The organism is Rhizobium sp. 01L410 (assembly GCF_056400165.1).
Window position 1 is genome coordinate 306,322 of the sequence record NZ_JBFTST010000006.1, and the last position, 14,905, is coordinate 321,226.

16 protein-coding genes and 2 tRNA genes are annotated in these 14,905 nt (G+C 62.6%); 6 read left to right on the plus strand and 12 right to left on the minus strand.

What is annotated here, in order from left to right; all coding sequences use genetic code 11:
- Nucleotides 1-262: 262 nt before the first annotated feature.
- Nucleotides 263-2,929, plus strand: coding sequence for a pyruvate, phosphate dikinase (gene ppdK, locus AC1DV9_RS15800; protein ID WP_477948951.1), 2,667 nt, complete (start codon nucleotides 263-265; stop codon nucleotides 2,927-2,929).
- A gap of 8 nt (nucleotides 2,930-2,937) precedes the next feature.
- On the opposite strand, the gene AC1DV9_RS15805 is transcribed toward ppdK, so the two are convergent.
- Together AC1DV9_RS15805 and AC1DV9_RS15810 are read right to left on the minus strand one after the other, a co-directional pair.
- Nucleotides 2,938-3,213: a hypothetical protein gene (locus AC1DV9_RS15805; RefSeq protein WP_477948953.1), complete on the minus strand. Its 276-nt coding sequence runs from the start codon at nucleotides 3,211-3,213 to the stop codon at nucleotides 2,938-2,940.
- Between the two features lie 99 nt (nucleotides 3,214-3,312).
- The gene (locus tag AC1DV9_RS15810; RefSeq protein WP_477948954.1) at nucleotides 3,313-3,702 is read right to left on the minus strand and encodes a hypothetical protein; all 390 of its coding nucleotides are present in this window, start codon (nucleotides 3,700-3,702) and stop codon (nucleotides 3,313-3,315) included.
- Between the two features lie 259 nt (nucleotides 3,703-3,961).
- On the opposite strand from AC1DV9_RS15810, the gene AC1DV9_RS15815 reads away from it, so the two are divergent.
- Complete coding sequence (locus tag AC1DV9_RS15815) at nucleotides 3,962-4,870, plus strand: DUF1499 domain-containing protein (RefSeq protein ID WP_477948956.1); 909 nt, start codon at nucleotides 3,962-3,964, stop codon at nucleotides 4,868-4,870.
- Here the strand turns inward: AC1DV9_RS15815 and AC1DV9_RS15820 are convergent.
- Genes AC1DV9_RS15820 through AC1DV9_RS15835 form a run of 4 tightly spaced genes read right to left on the minus strand, consistent with a single transcriptional unit; the run spans nucleotide 4,822 to nucleotide 8,224 of the window.
- On the minus strand, nucleotides 4,822-6,555 hold the full coding sequence (locus AC1DV9_RS15820) for an SDR family oxidoreductase (RefSeq protein ID WP_477948958.1): 1,734 nt from the start codon (nucleotides 6,553-6,555) through the stop codon (nucleotides 4,822-4,824). The genes AC1DV9_RS15815 and AC1DV9_RS15820 overlap by 49 nt on opposite strands.
- Nucleotides 6,552-7,010, minus strand: a complete 459-nt coding sequence (locus AC1DV9_RS15825) for a thiol-disulfide oxidoreductase DCC family protein (RefSeq protein WP_477949079.1) — start codon at nucleotides 7,008-7,010, stop codon at nucleotides 6,552-6,554. Before AC1DV9_RS15825 ends, AC1DV9_RS15820 begins: the two co-directional genes overlap by 4 nt.
- Nucleotides 7,010-7,924 carry an MBL fold metallo-hydrolase gene (locus AC1DV9_RS15830; protein ID WP_477948959.1) on the minus strand — a complete coding sequence of 305 codons (915 nt, stop codon included), beginning with the start codon at nucleotides 7,922-7,924 and terminating at the stop codon, nucleotides 7,010-7,012. Before AC1DV9_RS15830 ends, AC1DV9_RS15825 begins: the two co-directional genes overlap by 1 nt.
- 3 nt (nucleotides 7,925-7,927) lie before the next feature.
- Nucleotides 7,928-8,224, minus strand: a complete 297-nt coding sequence (locus AC1DV9_RS15835) for a cupin domain-containing protein (protein ID WP_112386405.1) — start codon at nucleotides 8,222-8,224, stop codon at nucleotides 7,928-7,930.
- Nucleotides 8,225-8,385: 161 nt separating this feature from the next.
- Here AC1DV9_RS15835 and AC1DV9_RS15840 point away from each other — a divergent pair.
- Nucleotides 8,386-8,460, plus strand: a tRNA-Gln gene (locus tag AC1DV9_RS15840).
- Here the strand turns inward: AC1DV9_RS15840 and AC1DV9_RS15845 are convergent.
- The 3 genes from AC1DV9_RS15845 to AC1DV9_RS15855 all read right to left on the minus strand — a co-directional run bounded on the left by AC1DV9_RS15845 (nucleotide 8,461) and on the right by AC1DV9_RS15855 (nucleotide 9,491).
- Entirely contained in the window at nucleotides 8,461-8,718 is a 258-nt protein-coding gene (locus AC1DV9_RS15845; RefSeq protein WP_477948961.1) for a BrnA antitoxin family protein, read from the minus strand. It abuts the tRNA gene before it with no gap.
- On the minus strand, nucleotides 8,684-8,971 hold the full coding sequence (locus AC1DV9_RS15850; RefSeq protein ID WP_477948963.1) for a BrnT family toxin: 288 nt from the start codon (nucleotides 8,969-8,971) through the stop codon (nucleotides 8,684-8,686). Before AC1DV9_RS15850 ends, AC1DV9_RS15845 begins: the two co-directional genes overlap by 35 nt.
- Nucleotides 8,972-9,077: 106 nt before the next feature.
- The gene (locus tag AC1DV9_RS15855) at nucleotides 9,078-9,491 is read right to left on the minus strand and encodes a hypothetical protein (protein ID WP_112386511.1); all 414 of its coding nucleotides are present in this window, start codon (nucleotides 9,489-9,491) and stop codon (nucleotides 9,078-9,080) included.
- A 271-nt stretch (nucleotides 9,492-9,762) separates the two neighbouring features.
- Here AC1DV9_RS15855 and AC1DV9_RS15860 point away from each other — a divergent pair.
- The 3 genes from AC1DV9_RS15860 (at nucleotide 9,763) to AC1DV9_RS15870 (ending at nucleotide 11,418) form a co-directional block, all read left to right on the plus strand.
- Nucleotides 9,763-9,839, plus strand: a tRNA-Pro gene (locus AC1DV9_RS15860).
- Nucleotides 9,840-9,897: 58 nt separating this feature from the next.
- On the plus strand, nucleotides 9,898-10,140 hold the full coding sequence (locus AC1DV9_RS15865; RefSeq protein ID WP_112386404.1) for a MerR family transcriptional regulator: 243 nt from the start codon (nucleotides 9,898-9,900) through the stop codon (nucleotides 10,138-10,140).
- A gap of 243 nt (nucleotides 10,141-10,383) precedes the next feature.
- Nucleotides 10,384-11,418, plus strand: a complete 1,035-nt coding sequence (locus AC1DV9_RS15870) for a LacI family DNA-binding transcriptional regulator (RefSeq protein ID WP_477948965.1) — start codon at nucleotides 10,384-10,386, stop codon at nucleotides 11,416-11,418.
- Between the two features lie 32 nt (nucleotides 11,419-11,450).
- On the opposite strand, the gene cysN is transcribed toward AC1DV9_RS15870, so the two are convergent.
- From cysN to AC1DV9_RS15885, 3 genes are all read right to left on the minus strand, one after another.
- The gene (gene cysN, locus AC1DV9_RS15875; protein WP_477948966.1) at nucleotides 11,451-12,932 is read right to left on the minus strand and encodes a sulfate adenylyltransferase subunit CysN; all 1,482 of its coding nucleotides are present in this window, start codon (nucleotides 12,930-12,932) and stop codon (nucleotides 11,451-11,453) included.
- Between the two features lies 1 nt (nucleotide 12,933).
- A complete protein-coding gene (cysD, locus tag AC1DV9_RS15880) occupies nucleotides 12,934-13,887 on the minus strand; it encodes a sulfate adenylyltransferase subunit CysD (protein ID WP_112386401.1) in 954 nt (317 codons plus the stop codon).
- A 224-nt stretch (nucleotides 13,888-14,111) separates the two neighbouring features.
- Nucleotides 14,112-14,858 (minus strand): phosphoadenylyl-sulfate reductase, encoded by a 747-nt coding sequence (locus tag AC1DV9_RS15885; protein ID WP_477948968.1) that lies wholly within the window; start codon nucleotides 14,856-14,858, stop codon nucleotides 14,112-14,114.
- Nucleotides 14,859-14,905 lie beyond the last annotated feature (47 nt).

Consider the following 14,905-nt stretch of genomic DNA (forward strand, 5'->3'; position numbering starts at 1 on the left):
ATAATGCTGACAACTCCGGGACGAGGGCAAAACCGGGCTTGATGGCATAGGTGGACCCCCCGTCCAGTTTTCCTGGCTGGACGGAAATAAGGCTTTGCGGGACCGTTGTTGCAGTCCCGCAAAGCTTTTTTTATGCGTTCCCCACATTCAAACGGTTTGATGTGCTGCATTGATTGTGCGGTGCAACATTTTGCCGTATTTGTCGATTTTCATTTCCGGACCAAGGGATTAAGGTGGTCCCGGAGAATGAGGCGGGGGAAATATGTTTAAGCTGGTCTATACGTTCGGAAACGGGCAGGCGGAAGGCCGTGCGCGTGATCGTGACGTGCTGGGCGGCAAGGGCGCCAACCTTGCCGAAATGTGCGCATTGGGGCTGCCGGTGCCGCCCGGTCTAACGATCGTCGCCGATGCCTGCGCCACTTATTACAAGAACTCCCGCAAGCTCGACGATGATCTGAAGACACAGATCCGCGCCGGCGTGGAAGGCATTGAAAAGGCCACCGGCCGCCGCTTCGGCGCCACTGATCATCCGTTGCTTCTCTCCGTGCGCTCCGGCGCCCGCGTCTCGATGCCGGGCATGATGGACACTGTCCTCAACCTTGGTCTCAACGACGAGACGGTGCAGGCGCTCGGCCACGATGCCGGCGACGCCCGTTTTGCCTGGGATAGCTACCGCCGCTTCATTCAGATGTATGCCGATGTCGTCATGGGCCTCGACAACGAGGTGTTCGAGGAAATCCTTGAAGACGAAAAGGCGCGGCTCGGCCACGAATACGATACCGAGCTGTCGGCCGGCGACTGGCAGCATGTCGTCTCGCTCTACAAGGACATGATCGAGGAAGAGTTTGGCGAAGCCTTCCCGCAGGAGCCGGAAGTCCAGCTCTGGGGCGCTGTCGGCGCTGTCTTCGCCAGTTGGATGAGCGCCCGTGCCGTAACCTACCGGATGCTGCACAATATCCCCGAAGTCTGGGGCACGGCGATCAATATCCAGGCCATGGTCTTCGGCAATCTCGGCAATGCCTCGGCGACCGGAGTCGCCTTCACCCGCAATCCATCGACCGGCGAAAAGTCCTTCTACGGCGAATTCCTGGTCAATGCGCAGGGCGAGGATGTCGTCGCCGGTATCCGCACGCCGCAGAGCATCACCGAGGATGGACGCCTGAACTCAGGCTCCGAGCGTCCGTCGCTCGAAAAACTGATGCCGGAGGCTTTTGCCGAGCTCACCCGTATCTGTTCCGAGCTCGAAGCCCATTACCGCGACATGCAGGACATCGAGTTCACCATCGAGCGCGGCAAGCTCTGGATGCTGCAGACCCGTTCCGGCAAGCGTTCGACACGCGCCGCCATGCGGATCGCCGTCGATATGGTCGACGAAAAGCTGATTACCGAGGAAGAAGCGGTGCTGCGCATCGAGCCCTCGACGCTCGACCAGCTGCTGCATCCGACGATCGATCCGCGCGTCCAGCGCCAGGTGATCGGCAGCGGCCTGCCGGCATCGCCGGGGGCTGCGACGGGGGCCATCGTCTTCACCGCCGAAGAGGCAGTGGCAGCCGAGGAGGAGGGGCGCAAGGTCATCCTGCTGCGCGTCGAGACCAGCCCCGAAGATATCCACGGCATGCACGCCGCCGAGGGCATCCTGACGACACGCGGCGGCATGACCAGCCACGCGGCCGTCGTCGCCCGCGGCATGGGCATTCCCTGCGTCGTCGGCGCCGGCACCATGCGCATCGATCTGCGCAACGAACGCCTGATCGGCGTCGGCGTGACGCTGAAGAAGGGCGATATCATCACCATCGATGGCTCCGCTGGTCAGGTGCTGAAGGGCGAAGTGCCGATGATCCAGCCGGAGCTCTCGGGCGATTTCGGCCGCATCATGGGTTGGGCTGACCGCGTTCGCCGCATGACCGTTCGAACCAATGCCGACACCCCGGCGGATGCCCGCGCGGCCCGCTCGTTTGGCGCCGAAGGCATCGGGCTCTGCCGTACCGAGCACATGTTCTTCGAAGGCGACCGCATCCATGTGATGCGCGAGATGATCCTTGCCGAAGACGAGAAGGGCCGTCGCCTGGCGCTCGACAAACTGCTTCCGATGCAGCGGCTGGATTTCACCAGCCTGTTCAACGTCATGCATGGCCTGCCGGTCACCATCCGCCTGCTCGATCCGCCGCTGCACGAATTCCTGCCGAAGACGGATGAGGAAATCGCCGATGTGGCCGCGGCCATGGGCATGGAGCCCCTGGCGCTTCGCCAGCGCGTAGATGCGCTGCACGAGTTCAATCCGATGCTCGGCCACCGCGGCTGCCGCCTCGCCATCTCCTATCCTGAAATCGTCGAGATGCAGGCCCGCGCCATCTTCGAGGCGGCGATCGCTGCGGCTCACGAAACCGGCGCCGCCGTCGTCCCCGAAATCATGGTGCCGCTCGTCGGCCTCCGCTCGGAGCTCGATTACGTCAAGGATCGGATCGACACGATCGCCAAGGCGGTCATGGCGGAAGCTGATATCAAGATCGATTATCTGGTCGGCACGATGATCGAGCTGCCGCGCGCGGCTCTGCGGGCGCACACCATTGCCGAAGCCGCCGAATTCTTCTCCTTCGGCACCAACGACCTGACGCAGACCACCTTCGGCATCTCGCGCGACGATGCCTCGGCCTTCATCCCGACCTACCAGCGCAAGGGCATCATCGAGCATGACCCCTTCATCTCGCTGGATTTCGATGGTGTCGGCGAGCTGATCAGCATCGCCGCCGAGCGCGGCAGGCGCACCCGCAATGACATGAAGCTCGGCATCTGCGGCGAACATGGCGGCGATCCCGCCTCGATCCATTTCTGCGAACGGATCGGCCTCGATTATGTCTCTTGCTCGCCCTTCCGCGTACCGATCGCCCGGCTGGCGGCAGCGCAGGCCGCCATCAACGGCGGTCGCTAAGACCGGTACTAGCGGCGATAGTAGTAACGCGGATAGTAGCGCGGCCCGGTCATAAAGTCGTCGAAGTTTTCGTCGGCCTGGATACGGAAGGCGCGGGCATCGGCACGCCGGTCGAGATCGATCCGCTGCAAGCAGGTGGCAAAGCCGCTGGTGCCGGGTTTGAAACCGTAGCTCAGGCACTGCCGCTCGTCGGCGGCGCGCCGCTCTTCAGGCGTCATCGTCTGGCAGGCCGAAAGGCCGATCGCCAGCACTGCGAGCGTGAAGGGAAGGGCGGAAAAACGCATGGTACAGTCTCCGGTGCGGGAAGCGGTGCTGCCGACATGAGGCGATTTGCCGGGCCGCGTCAACTCCACATCAATCCGCAGCGGAAAACGCGCGGTGCATCAGATTCGTTCCAGAACCTCGATGAAGGCATCGGCGAACCGCACCAGATGCACGGTCTCGTCGTCCGGTGCCTGCATGCGGATCTCGATGCCGTCGCGATCGAGAACGGCAAGCACCACCCGCATGTCCGACCCGGACGTTGGAACGCGCAGCACCGCGATGCGGCGGCAATCGTCGATCAACCCGGCAGCCGGAAGGTCGAACAGGAATTCGCCGCCAGCCTTTCCGGCAGCCGTCCGCACCGCTTCGCAGAAGCCGGCCTCGCCGCCGGTATAGTCTTCCAGCGAGAGCTCCAGTTCCAGAAGCTCCATCGGCAGGAAAGGCTCGGATGTATCGACGGCACCCAGTGCCGGCGCCTTATGTCGCTCTGTCATTTCCGGTGAAAGCATGGCTCTTCTCCTGAAACGCGCATGCCTCGCTGACGAGAAACATGCCCCACAACCTCCCAATCGGCAGGAAAACCCGCCAGAATGGCCTTTTTACGGCATATCAGATATTGCTCATGCAGGCCATCTCCGCCTTTTGGTGGATTGAGGCCTCCCGCGAGAGACAACAGTTTCAAAATCTAGGCGAATCTTGCCATAAACAAGATGCGGGTGCTTCGTGCCTCCGCGCCGGGCGTGTGCCCGCCTGTAACTGGTAAGTTTGATGGCCATCCGTTTCGACCGCCCCGTTTCCAGTTCGGCCCGCTTCGCGCGGCGCTTCGGGGCGTTTGCGCTGGTGCTTTGGGCTGCCGTGCTTCTGGCGCACCGCTTCGGCGGGCTGGCGACGCCCTATATGGTGCTGCTCGTTTTGGTGTCGACGGGATTTGCGCTGCTCGCCTTCCTGCTGGCCTTCGCGGGCTTGAGAAGCCTCTGGATATCGGGTGCCGAAGGCGGCCTCGATGCCATGAAGGCCATCATTTTCGCCGCCGCCCCGCTGGCCTTCGGCGGCCTGGCAGCCGAGCGCTATTTCACCCTCCCTGCTATCTACGACGTTTCGACCGATCTCGTCTCGGCGCCCGAATGGCTGTCTCCGCCGCATGCTGACCAGATCTGGATGAAGCGCAGCATTGAAATTGCGGGTACCGATCGCGAAAAGCAGCTTGAAGCCTATCCCGAACTGACCGGCCGCCGCTATGAGGGCGCCATCGACCGCGTTCTCGATGCGGTGAAGAAGGTCGCGCGCCAGAACGGCATCACCATCACCAAGAGCAAGGGCGAAAGCGAACCGGCCCGCGATCTGGAAGATGCCCCGGCCAAGCCGCCACAGCCGAATGGCGATGCAGTCGCCGAAGCCCCGGACCAGGTGCCGGTGCCGACGCCGCGCCCCTTTGAGGATGACGTTGCCAAACTGATCCGCGGCGCCAATGGCGTGACGCTGCAGGGCGAACGCCGCACGCTGATCCTCGGCCTGCGCTTCGATATCGTCATCCGCCTTCGCGAAGAAGCCGAAACCACCTTCGTCGATATCCGGGTCGCCTCGCGCTATGGCCAGAACGACCTCGGTTTCAGCGCCGGGATCGCCGATCAGTTTCTGGAAGCGCTCGATGTCGAACTGCTCGGCATCGCCGGCTGATCCGGCTCAAGCCAGCCGGTATAGCGCACGATAAGACCCGTCAGCCGGCCGCCGATCTCGACGTGGAAATGGAAGCGCCCGTCACGCTGCTCTTCGAACGTATTGCCGTCGGGCGCCAGAAACAGGGGTAGAGGCAAGCCGAAGATCCGCCAGCCGCGGATGATGAGCCGCAGCCGTTCGCCCTCAGGCACCAGCGCGATGAAAACCCGGACCGGTCCAAAATCTTCTGCCAGCAGATGCGCGTGGCGTGCGGCCGCCTCCGATTGACGGCTGCGGAAACGCCGGCCGTCGAAGTTCCGCGTCCACGTCTCCCGCCCATGCTCTGCCTTGAACGTCACGCTGACAGGGATATCGTCAGCGGCACGCGGAAAGCCGATGATTGCCGCGACGAGGCCGGCAAGCAGGCCGCTCCCGCGCTCCACTCGCGCCCGGCCGCAAACACGCATCTCGCCATCGTTTAACGCATGCATCGCCGCCACCGCAGGCGGCAGCATCCGCCATGCTTCATCGTCCAACACCCGCTGATAAAGCGAAAGGCGCCGATCGCCAGCACGCCGCCGCCGGATGCCTGTGCGGATAGCCAAGGGCCGAAACCCATCCTCGAAGGCGCCAAGCGGAAGCTCCGCTATCGCCGCCCGCGCCCCGTTGCCCGGCCGCTTGCCGTCTGCGAGCGCGCGCAACAGCATGGCTGCACCCATCGCCGGAATGAAGGGACCATCATCGCCTTCGGTAACCAGATGCCAGGTGGCGGCAAGCGCTTGCCTGTCGTGTCCCAATCCTTTCAGGCGCACGAACATGCCGCCGCGGGCTTCGCCGGATGCAAGGTGGCGGCTCGCGGCATGGATCAGCGGCGCAAATGGCGCAAGCGACGGCAGCAGCCGGTAGGGAACGAGGCGGGCGGCAAAGATCAGGAGTGATTGCAGCCATTGCGGCTCCGTACCAGCCCCGGTAAAGGCCTCCCGCAAATGGCGAAACCGCTGTGGCAGAAGCGAAAGATCCGGCGTATCGGCCAGCAGAAAGCGGCGCCAGCGCAGCGGAACGCAGCCGGGCGGCGCAATCACCATGCCTGGTCCTCCGGCAAGCCCCATACTCACTGCCGGGATGCCGCCCCGCGTGACCTTGACCGGCTTTCCGGCATAGCTGGCGATCGCCCTGATGACGTTGAGCCCGATCGCGGCGCGCGGCGAGGGTGCAATTCCGCTGCTGACCTTGTGGACCTCGGCGAATTCGATCGCGAGCTTTTCGGCGGCCGCAAAGGAGAGCGCCGGAAAGCTGCTGAGCCCGGAAATCACGAAGACGCCGCGCGCCTTCGCCTCGCCGTCGAGCGCGTCGATGCCGCTGACAAAATCGCGGCTGTCTGAAACGTCGATGTAGTCGATCCCGAGCGCTATCGCCGCGCGGGCGACCCGATAGCGATCCTCGCCCATGTCCTGAAACGGTCCCGAGAGATCGGCGACGACCGCGGGCCTGAGCAACGCAAGCTGGGCCTGCACATCGCCATCGCGGTCGAAGACCACGCCCTCTGCGCCTCGCTCGATCCCGGCGGCAAATGTCTCGGCCTTCTCCGCCGACCGCCCGCCGACAAGCAGATGGAAGCGCGGATCGCCGGCCAGCAAGCGTGCCAGCCGGCTGCCGAACGCGCCGTAGCCGCCGATGATCAGCACGCGAAGCCCGCTTGTACTCATCCGAGAAAGCGGCTCCTGACCTCAGGCGTCGGCACAAAGCAACTGTCGCTGCGGCCCGCGATCCGCAGCCGGTTGCGGGCGATGAATTCGTAGAGCCGGTCGGCAAGCGGCCGCGGCAGTATGCGCAGCAGAGAGACGAGGGACCATGGGAAGCCAAGCCCAGCAATCATCCGGATTGATCCCTCGGACTTGAAATAGGCGCGTCCGCCGTCGATGAAGATGTTGGTCTCGTAGTCGCGGGCATCGAGCCCATAGTGGCGGTAAAGCGCCTCGCCGAGTGGTGATTGTGCGGTCAGGAAGCGGTAGCGCCCGGTTCTGTCGTGTTTCAGTGCGAATTTCACCCAGCCGGAACAGAAGATGCATTCGCCGTCAAAGATAATGATAGGCGCGTCATCGGCAAAGGCCGGAACGCTGTCATCCATCCGGTAGCTGTAGGCTGCCTGCCCGTTTGCCATCATCCCGCCGCCCAATATTCGCCCATCAGTGCCGGTGGTCCGTGGGTCTTCACCTTGCCGCGCTCCACCAGATCCTCGATATGCGCCAGCACCGAAAGGCCGGCCGCTCCATGCAGTCGCGGATCGGTATCGCGATAGATTGCCTTGACCATGTCGGGGATAAGCCGGTCGCCGCCCTTGATGCGTTCCAGGATCGCCCGCTCCCGCATCCGCCGGTGCGTTTTCAGCGCGCGCAGGAATGTCAGCGGATGCTTCACCGGCCCGCCATGGCCGGGCAGCAGCAGATGGTCGCGCCTTGCAATCAGCTTGTCGAGCGACGCCATGTAATCCCGCATCGAGCCGTCGGGCGGCGCAACGATCGACGTCGCCCATGCCATGACATGGTCGCCTGAAAACAGGATCTCCGTGCCCTCAAGCGCGAAGGCCGAATGGTTCGCGGCATGCCCTGGCGTCAACACGGCGCGGAGTGCAAATCCTTCGCCTTCGATCACGTCGCCATCCGAAAGCGTGATATCGGGCACGAAGCCGGTATCCGAGCTCTCTGCAAAGGGATTGATCTCGCCGGCATGCAGCGGCCGCGAGGCACGGTGTGGGCCTTCGCCCGCCGTCAGCGCCCCGGTTGCGGCTTTCAGCCTGGCGGCAAGCGGCGAGTGGTCGCGATGTGTATGGGTGATCAGGATATGTGAGACGCGGCGCCCGGAAAGGGCTGCCATCAGCGCCTCGAAATGCGCATCGCCCTCGGGCCCCGGATCGATGACCGCAACAGAGGATCCGGCGCCGACGATATAGCTGTTGGTGCCGTGAAATGTGAAGGGGCTCGGATTGTTCACCGTCAGCCGCTGGATGCCGGGCGCCACCGTCACCGGCACGCCATGGGAAGGCACGAATGTCAGGTCGAAACGCGGGCTCGGCATGGCTTACTTGTATTCGATCTCGATGAAGGACATCGGCTCGTCGCCGGCGTTGACGACATTGTGCTCTGTCCCCGCTTCGCGCCGGTAGGCCGCACCCTTGGCAATATCGACGCGGCGGCTCTCGGCCCCTTCCTCGATCAGAAACCGGCAATCGGTCATCGGCACCACGACATATCCGTAACCATGCGTATGCACGCCGGTATCCGCGCCCGGCTCGAAATCCCAGCGGGTGATCCGCACCACGGCGTCATCGAGCAGCAGCGTTGCGAGGGCAGGCGGGCGGGCACGGTACTGGCTCATCACTACTCCACAAAGGCGTTCTCGTCTGATCAAAGACCTATCACGCCTCCCGCCGCATCGCACAGAAATATGCGCCTACGCCGAACTTAGTGATTGTGACGAGGCGGCACCTTTGCTAATCAGGCCTCGCTTCGGCACAGCGGTTTCCGCTCAATGCCTGGTGGGGCGTCGCCAAGCGGTAAGGCACCGGTTTTTGGTACCGGCATTCCCAGGTTCGAATCCTGGCGCCCCAGCCACTATCTCTTCAGCGTCTTTGCATAGGATTCCAGAACCGCGTTCATTCGCGTCTGGTAGCCCTTGCCGAGCGATTTGTAGGCGTCAAGAACCGATTTCTTAACGCGGATGGTGACCGGTTGGGTGCGATCGGGTGCGGCAAGCTCGGCCTTCTCCCAAAAGGCATCGTCCAGCTCCGGAATGTCACTGAAGTCTATATCTTCGTCCGGCATCGCGGCCAGTTCTTCAGCGCTCAGTTCTTTTTTGTATTTCGTCGCCATATCGCTTCCTTTCGGATCGGCTTGCCGCCCGCGCGGAAATCAACCTTGTGACGCCATTCCGGTCGGTATGGACCACGGTCAACACGGTAAGATCGCCGACCTTGCCGATGCTGATGTCCCGGACTTCGCCATAGTCGAAGCGCTGGTCCCTGACGGTAAAGACGAAACCATCAAAAATCCGGCACGCGGTGTCGAAACTCACGCCATGCTTTTCGATATTCAGCCGGTTCTTGTCACTGTCCCATTCAAACATGTCGAAAAAATGTTATGACAATTTGTATGTACAGGCAATCCGGTTGCCCAAACTAAAACAGGCGGCCTCTCGACCGCCTGCCATAAGTCTCGACCGCTGAGTCCGATCAGCCAGCCGGCTGGGCCGGGGCCAGGAACTCGGCGCAATAGGACTTGCCGCTTTCGCCCGGGATATCGTTGACCGTGCGGATGTTGCGGATCGTGTAATCGGAATTGGTGGTGATTTCGGCCTGGCAGCGCAGGTAGAGCGTGCGGGCAGGGGCCGTCTGTTTGCCGCGCTTGCCGTTTTCGCCTTCGGCATATTTCGCCGGAACGCGCACGGTCTTGTAGCCGCCCTTCCAGGTGTAGACGACGGAGGAGCCATTTTCGGCGTCGCTGAGCGGCGGGCCGTAAGCGGCAAAGAACTTGCCGGCCGACTGGCCGTTCCAGCGTGCGGAAACGGGATCGCCGGCAGAAGGAATGGTCGTGCAGCCGGCAAGCGCAATGGCAAGCCCGGCCGCGGCAAAGGTGCGGAGTTTCATATGTATCGTCCCTGAATTGTCGCGCATTCGACGGCGGGAATCGCTGCAATGGAGCGGTTTCCGCTTGTCCCGGAAAGCGCTTTAGCGCGGAACCCGGCAAAAGAAAATTGCCCCGCCTTCGCGTTTGCGAAATTTGCTGCAGGTGTGTCTTTTTGTTGCAGGTTCGCAAGGCCTTGCGGGCGCCGTGCAAGGTGCTGCTGAATGCGTCAGTTTTTTGAAATTTGGCGCTTGCGCAATAACAGGCGCCGTTCTATAGAGGCGCCGCTGGTCACGGAGTGTAGCGCAGTCTGGTAGCGCACCACGTTCGGGACGTGGGGGTCGCAAGTTCGAATCTTGCCACTCCGACCAGCCGAAAAGCCCGCGCAAGTGGGCTTTTTTCTTTTGCGGTATCGCAGGTGCATACACGATGAAAATGGATGGCAAGACATCGGTCGAGACGCTGGGCGAGCGCGCCTGCATCGACAGCAATGGTCTGCCGGTCAGGCTTTACGAGCGCCGCCATCTGATCGTCACGAAAACCGCCGCCGGTATACGCCGCTATCCCGGCGCCCGCTTCTGGTGCACGGGCGAGGGCGCTGCGGTGCGTCTCATCGACAGCTCGATGTTCGAAGTCGTTGATAGCGGCGAGCTGCTGGTCGTCATGGAATAGCGCGCCGCGCTCATTCCCTCGAAGTGCCGGATGACAAAAGGCTATTTTGCAGTCAATTTCCGCCTGCGGTGATCCGGCATAGCATATCCCGCGTAGAAGCATTTCAGCGCGAATTCCGCCTGCCCGGTTTTGCTACACCTTTCGTCGCAAAACGGAGAAGGGTTAGTGGACTCTAATTTATTTTCTCTTCACAAAGGTATGGCGAGTCGAAGGGGAGGCAGGTTCGCAGCGTGTAATGCCGGAATGGGGAATGCAGTGCCTGGTAGGGACAGTAAGCGCTTTGCGCATGTGAGATTGAGTGACGTTGCCAAGAAGGTGGGGGTCAGCCCTATCACCATTTCCCGGGCGCTCCGCAATCCCGAAATCGTTTCCGAAGATTTGCGCCAGCTTATCCTGCGCACTGTCGATGAAATGGGCTACGTGCCCAACCTGGCCGCCCGTGCGCTTGCCAGCCGCCACAGCGGCGTCGTCGGCGTCATTACGCCTGCGCTTCATCAGCACGCCTTTACCGATATCATGACCGGCATCGAGGATCGCCTGCGGGCGACGGACCTGCGCGTGCAATATGCCAATACGCTCTATGATCCCGATCAGGAAGTGAGCCAGCTGAAATCTTTCCTGGCGCAGAAACCGGCGGGCATCATCGTTGCCGGTGCAGAATATTACGATGCCCTGGCGCCGCTGCTCAGCGCCGCCGCCTGTCCGGTTGCTCATATCGTCGATGTCAGCCAGAAGGCGGAGGGACTGGTGGCCGCTGTCGATCACTACGAGGCCGGCGCCGCCGCCACCCGCATGCTTCTGTCGAAGAATTACCGCCGCATCGCCTTTGTCGGATGCCGTCGCGATACCCGTCCGCGCCGCCGTTTCGAAGGCTATGCGGATGTGATGCGCCAGGCCGGGTATTTTGACGAGGCGCTCGTTGCAAGCTGCCTCGGGATGAACGGCATTGGCGCCGGACGCGAACTCTTCAGCAATCTGGTGGAAGCTGCACCTGATGTGGATGCAGTGTTCTGCCAGAACGACGATCTTGCCGTCGGTGCGCTTCTTGAATGCTGGACCCGCGGCCTGCGCGTTCCCGACGATATCGGCATCTGCGGTTTCAACGATCTCGACTACGCAATCCACTGCGAGCCTGCGCTGACGACCGTCAGCATTCCGCGCTATCTGATGGGCCATCGCGTTGCCGATATGCTGCTGAACGCGGTCCGTGAGGAGGAGCCCGGCACAGCCCATATCGACTTCGGCTTCCAGATCATCGAGCGCGGCTCGACCCGGTAAAGCAAAGGGGCCTTTCGGCCCCTTTTTTCGTCTCAGATGTCGCTTGCGGCGTTCTTCCAGAGATCGGCGGCTTCCGCTGCCGTCATCCGCTGCACATGCGCCTCGTCACGGCGGCTGGCGAAGAGCTCGCTTGCCATGATTTGCTCGGCGAGATCGGCCGGCAGCGAGAGGATGACGCGGGCCTCGTTGCCATGCAGGCCGCTGACTTCGCTGCGCTTGCCGCTGACCATGCCGCCGGCGATCGTGTTGTTGGTGTCCGGATCGATCAGGATGAACGAGCCCGATGCACGGTTCATCTCATAGGGATCGAAGATCGCGGTTTCGTCGAAGATCAGCCGCACCTTGCCGATGGCATTCATGTAGAGTCGCTCGGCCGGAGCCCAAGCGCCGCTCTTCAGCTCCAGCTGGGCGATCGGCTGCACCTGGACGCGCTGGCGGCGGCTGCCGCTCTTCAGCCAGTAGCGCTTGCCTGATTCGATCCCCTCGGGCTGCAGTGCGACGATCTGGGCGTCGAAGTTCACACCCGTCTGCGGCTGTGCATCGATCGAGACGATCATGTCGCCGCGGGCAACGTCCACCTGGCGGTCGAGCACCAGCGTGATCGCATCGCCTGCAACGGCCGCATTGCGCACCAGGTCGAAGGTAACGATCTTGGAGACATTGGCGACCATGCCCGACGGCAGGATCATGACGCTGTCACCCGGCTTCACAGAGCCGCCGGCAACCGTGCCCTGATAGCCGCGGAAGCTTTCGCGGGGGCGCGAGACGCGCTGCACCGAGAAGCGGAAGCCGGTTGACTGGCCGGAGCGGACGCTTGCCAGTTCCAGCGTCTCCACCAGCGTCGGGCCGTTATACCAGGGCATGGCGGCCTGGCCGGAATAGACGACGTTCTCGCCCTTTAGCGCCGACATCGGGATCGCGGTGATCTGCTTGACGCCGAGCGACAGCGCGAATTCCTTGAATTCGTGGACGATCTTGTCGAAACCGGCGCGGTCGTAATTCGTCAGGTCGATCTTGTTGATGGCAAGCACGAACTGCTTGATGCCCATCAGCGAGGCGATCGTCGCGTGGCGGCGGGTCTGTTCGAGGATGCCGGCGCGGGCATCGACGAGAAGCACGGCCAGATCGGCAGTCGAGGCGCCGGTCGCCATGTTGCGGGTATACTGCTCGTGGCCGGGTGTGTCGGCAACGATGAAGGAGCGCTTGTCGGTCGAGAAATAGCGATAGGCGACATCGATGGTGATGCCCTGTTCGCGTTCGGCCTGCAGGCCGTCGAGCAGCAATGCGAAGTCGGGCAGGCCGAGATCGTTCTGCTTGCCGGTGGAATCGCGTTGCAGCGTTGCCGCCTGGTCTTCCTTGACCGCCTTGGTGTCCCAGAGCAGTCGGCCGATCAGCGTCGACTTTCCGTCATCGACAGAGCCGCAGGTGATGAGACGCAACGGCCGCGTATCGCGCACGGCTGCCACCGGTTCGGCTGCGGGGGCGACGGCGTTGGCGAGGTTTGCTGCGGTCATCTCAGAAATATCCTTCACGCTTCTTCTTTTCCATGGAGCCGGACTGATCCCGGTCGATGGCGCGGCCCTGGCGCTCGGAAACCGTGGCGATCTCCAGCTCCGCGATGATGTCTTCAAGGGTGGTGGCCGTCGAGCGGATCGCGCCCGTCAGCGGGAAGCAGCCGAGCGTGCGGAAACGGATCGAATCCTCCTGCTTGACTTCGCCGGGCAAAAGCTCGAGCCGCGGATCGGTCGCATCGATCATCATGCCGTCGCGCTCGACGAACGGGCGCCTGGCGGCGAAATAGAGCGGCACGATCGGGATCTGCTCGGCCTGGATGTAGCGCCAGATATCGACTTCGGTCCAGTTCGACAACGGGAAGGCGCGAACGCTTTCGCCCTGGCGGATCTGGCCGTTATAGATGTTCCAGAGCTCCGGGCGCTGGTTGCGCGGATCCCAGCGATGGTCGGGCGTACGGAACGAATAGATGCGTTCCTTGGCGCGGCTGGCTTCCTCGTCGCGGCGCGCGCCGCCAAAGGCAGCGTCGAACTTGCCGGCGTCGAGCGCATTGCGCAGCGCTTCCGTCTTCATGATGTCGGTATAGCGGGCCGATCCATAAGTGAACGGCGTGATGTTTTCGGCCGCACCGCGCGGATTGATGTGCTCGATCAGGTCGAGATCATATTCCTTCACGATCTTGTCGCGGAAGGTGATCATCTCCGCGAACTTCCAGCCGGTGTTGACATGCAGCAGCGGGAAGGGGACGCGGCCGGGATAGAAGGCCTTGCGCGCCAGATGCAGCAGGACGGACGAGTCCTTGCCGATCGAATAGAGCATGACGGGGCGTTCGAACTCGGCGGCAACCTCACGGAAGATATGGATCGCTTCGTTTTCCAGTGCCTTCAGATGCGGATCGAGCGGCGGCTTGCTGCTCTGCGGATTGCTGAGTTCCGTATCCTGACGGGTATCGGGCATGTGTTACTCCAGACTTCTCAATTCCTGTGCAGAGATGTCTCTGCGTGATTTGCTTTGTGGCCTCACAGGCGTTGCACCGTGTAGCCCCCTCATCCGCCCTTCGGGCACCTTCTCCTCGCGGGGGAGAAGGGGACTTGGCCCGCAGCCTCTCCATTCCCTTCTCCCCTCGGGGAGAAGGTGGCCCGAATGGGCCGGATGAGGGGGCCGCAGGCGATACCTTTGCCTTACTGTGCGGCAGCCGGTATCGCCGATGCTTCCTCGGCAACATGCAGACCGCATTCGCGCTTTTCGTCCTGCTCCCACCACCAACGGCCGGCGCGCTCGGGCTCGCCGGGCTTGATGGCGCGGGTGCAGGGCTCGCAGCCGATCGAGGGATAGCCGCGGGCATGCAGCGGGTTAACCGGCACGCTGTTATCGGCGACATAGGCCTTGATCACGTCGATATCCCAATCGGCCAGCGGATTGACCTTCAGGAGATGACGCTCGGCGTCATATTCGGCAAAGGGCGTATCGGCGCGATTGTTGGATTGGCCGCGGCGCAGGCCGGTGATCCAGATGGTTGCCCCATCGAGTGCGCGCGCAAGCGGCTTCAGCTTGCGCACGCCACAACAGGCATGCCTGGCTTCGACGCTCTCGTAAAAGCCGTTCAGGCCGTATTTCGCAGCATAGGCGTCGATATCGGCCTGTTCAGGCTCGTAGCGGGAAATCTTGATGTCGTACTGGCTCTCGGTCTCGTCGATCAGCGAAAGCGTTTCCGGAAAGAGACGGCCGGTCTGCAGCGTCACGACGTCGATCGGCAGGCGGTGATTGCCGATCTCGGCGGTGATCACCTGGTCCTCGATGCCGAGCGAGGTCGTGAAGACCACGCGGCCGCCGAGACCGGCGACAAAGGCCAGCCTTCCGGCAAGGTCGAGAGACGCGAGCTTCGCATTCAGCGCCTCGGCCTCTTCGATTGTATGGATAACAGTCATGGCAATCCTGTCCTCAAGTTGGCCGGAGTATCGCAGCAACAGGATGG

What these genes read in the sequence shown, in the direction of transcription:
- AC1DV9_RS15820 (WP_477948958.1), bottom strand. Translation starts at nt 6,555, where the DNA reads ATGAGTACAAGCGGGCTTCGCGTGCTGATCATCGGCGGCTACGGCGCG.
- AC1DV9_RS15815 (WP_477948956.1), top strand. Translation starts at nt 3,962, where the DNA reads ATGGCCATCCGTTTCGACCGCCCCGTTTCCAGTTCGGCCCGCTTCGCG.
- AC1DV9_RS15845 (WP_477948961.1), bottom strand. Translation starts at nt 8,718, where the DNA reads ATGGCGACGAAATACAAAAAAGAACTGAGCGCTGAAGAACTGGCCGCG.
- cysN (WP_477948966.1), bottom strand. Translation starts at nt 12,932, where the DNA reads ATGACCGCAGCAAACCTCGCCAACGCCGTCGCCCCCGCAGCCGAACCG.
- ppdK (WP_477948951.1), top strand. Translation starts at nt 263, where the DNA reads ATGTTTAAGCTGGTCTATACGTTCGGAAACGGGCAGGCGGAAGGCCGT.
- AC1DV9_RS15865 (WP_112386404.1), top strand. Translation starts at nt 9,898, where the DNA reads ATGAAAATGGATGGCAAGACATCGGTCGAGACGCTGGGCGAGCGCGCC.
- AC1DV9_RS15830 (WP_477948959.1), bottom strand. Translation starts at nt 7,924, where the DNA reads ATGCCGAGCCCGCGTTTCGACCTGACATTCGTGCCTTCCCATGGCGTG.
- AC1DV9_RS15870 (WP_477948965.1), top strand. Translation starts at nt 10,384, where the DNA reads ATGGGGAATGCAGTGCCTGGTAGGGACAGTAAGCGCTTTGCGCATGTG.
- AC1DV9_RS15825 (WP_477949079.1), bottom strand. Translation starts at nt 7,010, where the DNA reads ATGGCAAACGGGCAGGCAGCCTACAGCTACCGGATGGATGACAGCGTT.
- AC1DV9_RS15855 (WP_112386511.1), bottom strand. Translation starts at nt 9,491, where the DNA reads ATGAAACTCCGCACCTTTGCCGCGGCCGGGCTTGCCATTGCGCTTGCC.
- AC1DV9_RS15810 (WP_477948954.1), bottom strand. Translation starts at nt 3,702, where the DNA reads ATGCTTTCACCGGAAATGACAGAGCGACATAAGGCGCCGGCACTGGGT.
- cysD (WP_112386401.1), bottom strand. Translation starts at nt 13,887, where the DNA reads ATGCCCGATACCCGTCAGGATACGGAACTCAGCAATCCGCAGAGCAGC.
- AC1DV9_RS15805 (WP_477948953.1), bottom strand. Translation starts at nt 3,213, where the DNA reads ATGCGTTTTTCCGCCCTTCCCTTCACGCTCGCAGTGCTGGCGATCGGC.
- AC1DV9_RS15885 (WP_477948968.1), bottom strand. Translation starts at nt 14,858, where the DNA reads ATGACTGTTATCCATACAATCGAAGAGGCCGAGGCGCTGAATGCGAAG.
- AC1DV9_RS15850 (WP_477948963.1), bottom strand. Translation starts at nt 8,971, where the DNA reads ATGTTTGAATGGGACAGTGACAAGAACCGGCTGAATATCGAAAAGCAT.
- AC1DV9_RS15835 (WP_112386405.1), bottom strand. Translation starts at nt 8,224, where the DNA reads ATGAGCCAGTACCGTGCCCGCCCGCCTGCCCTCGCAACGCTGCTGCTC.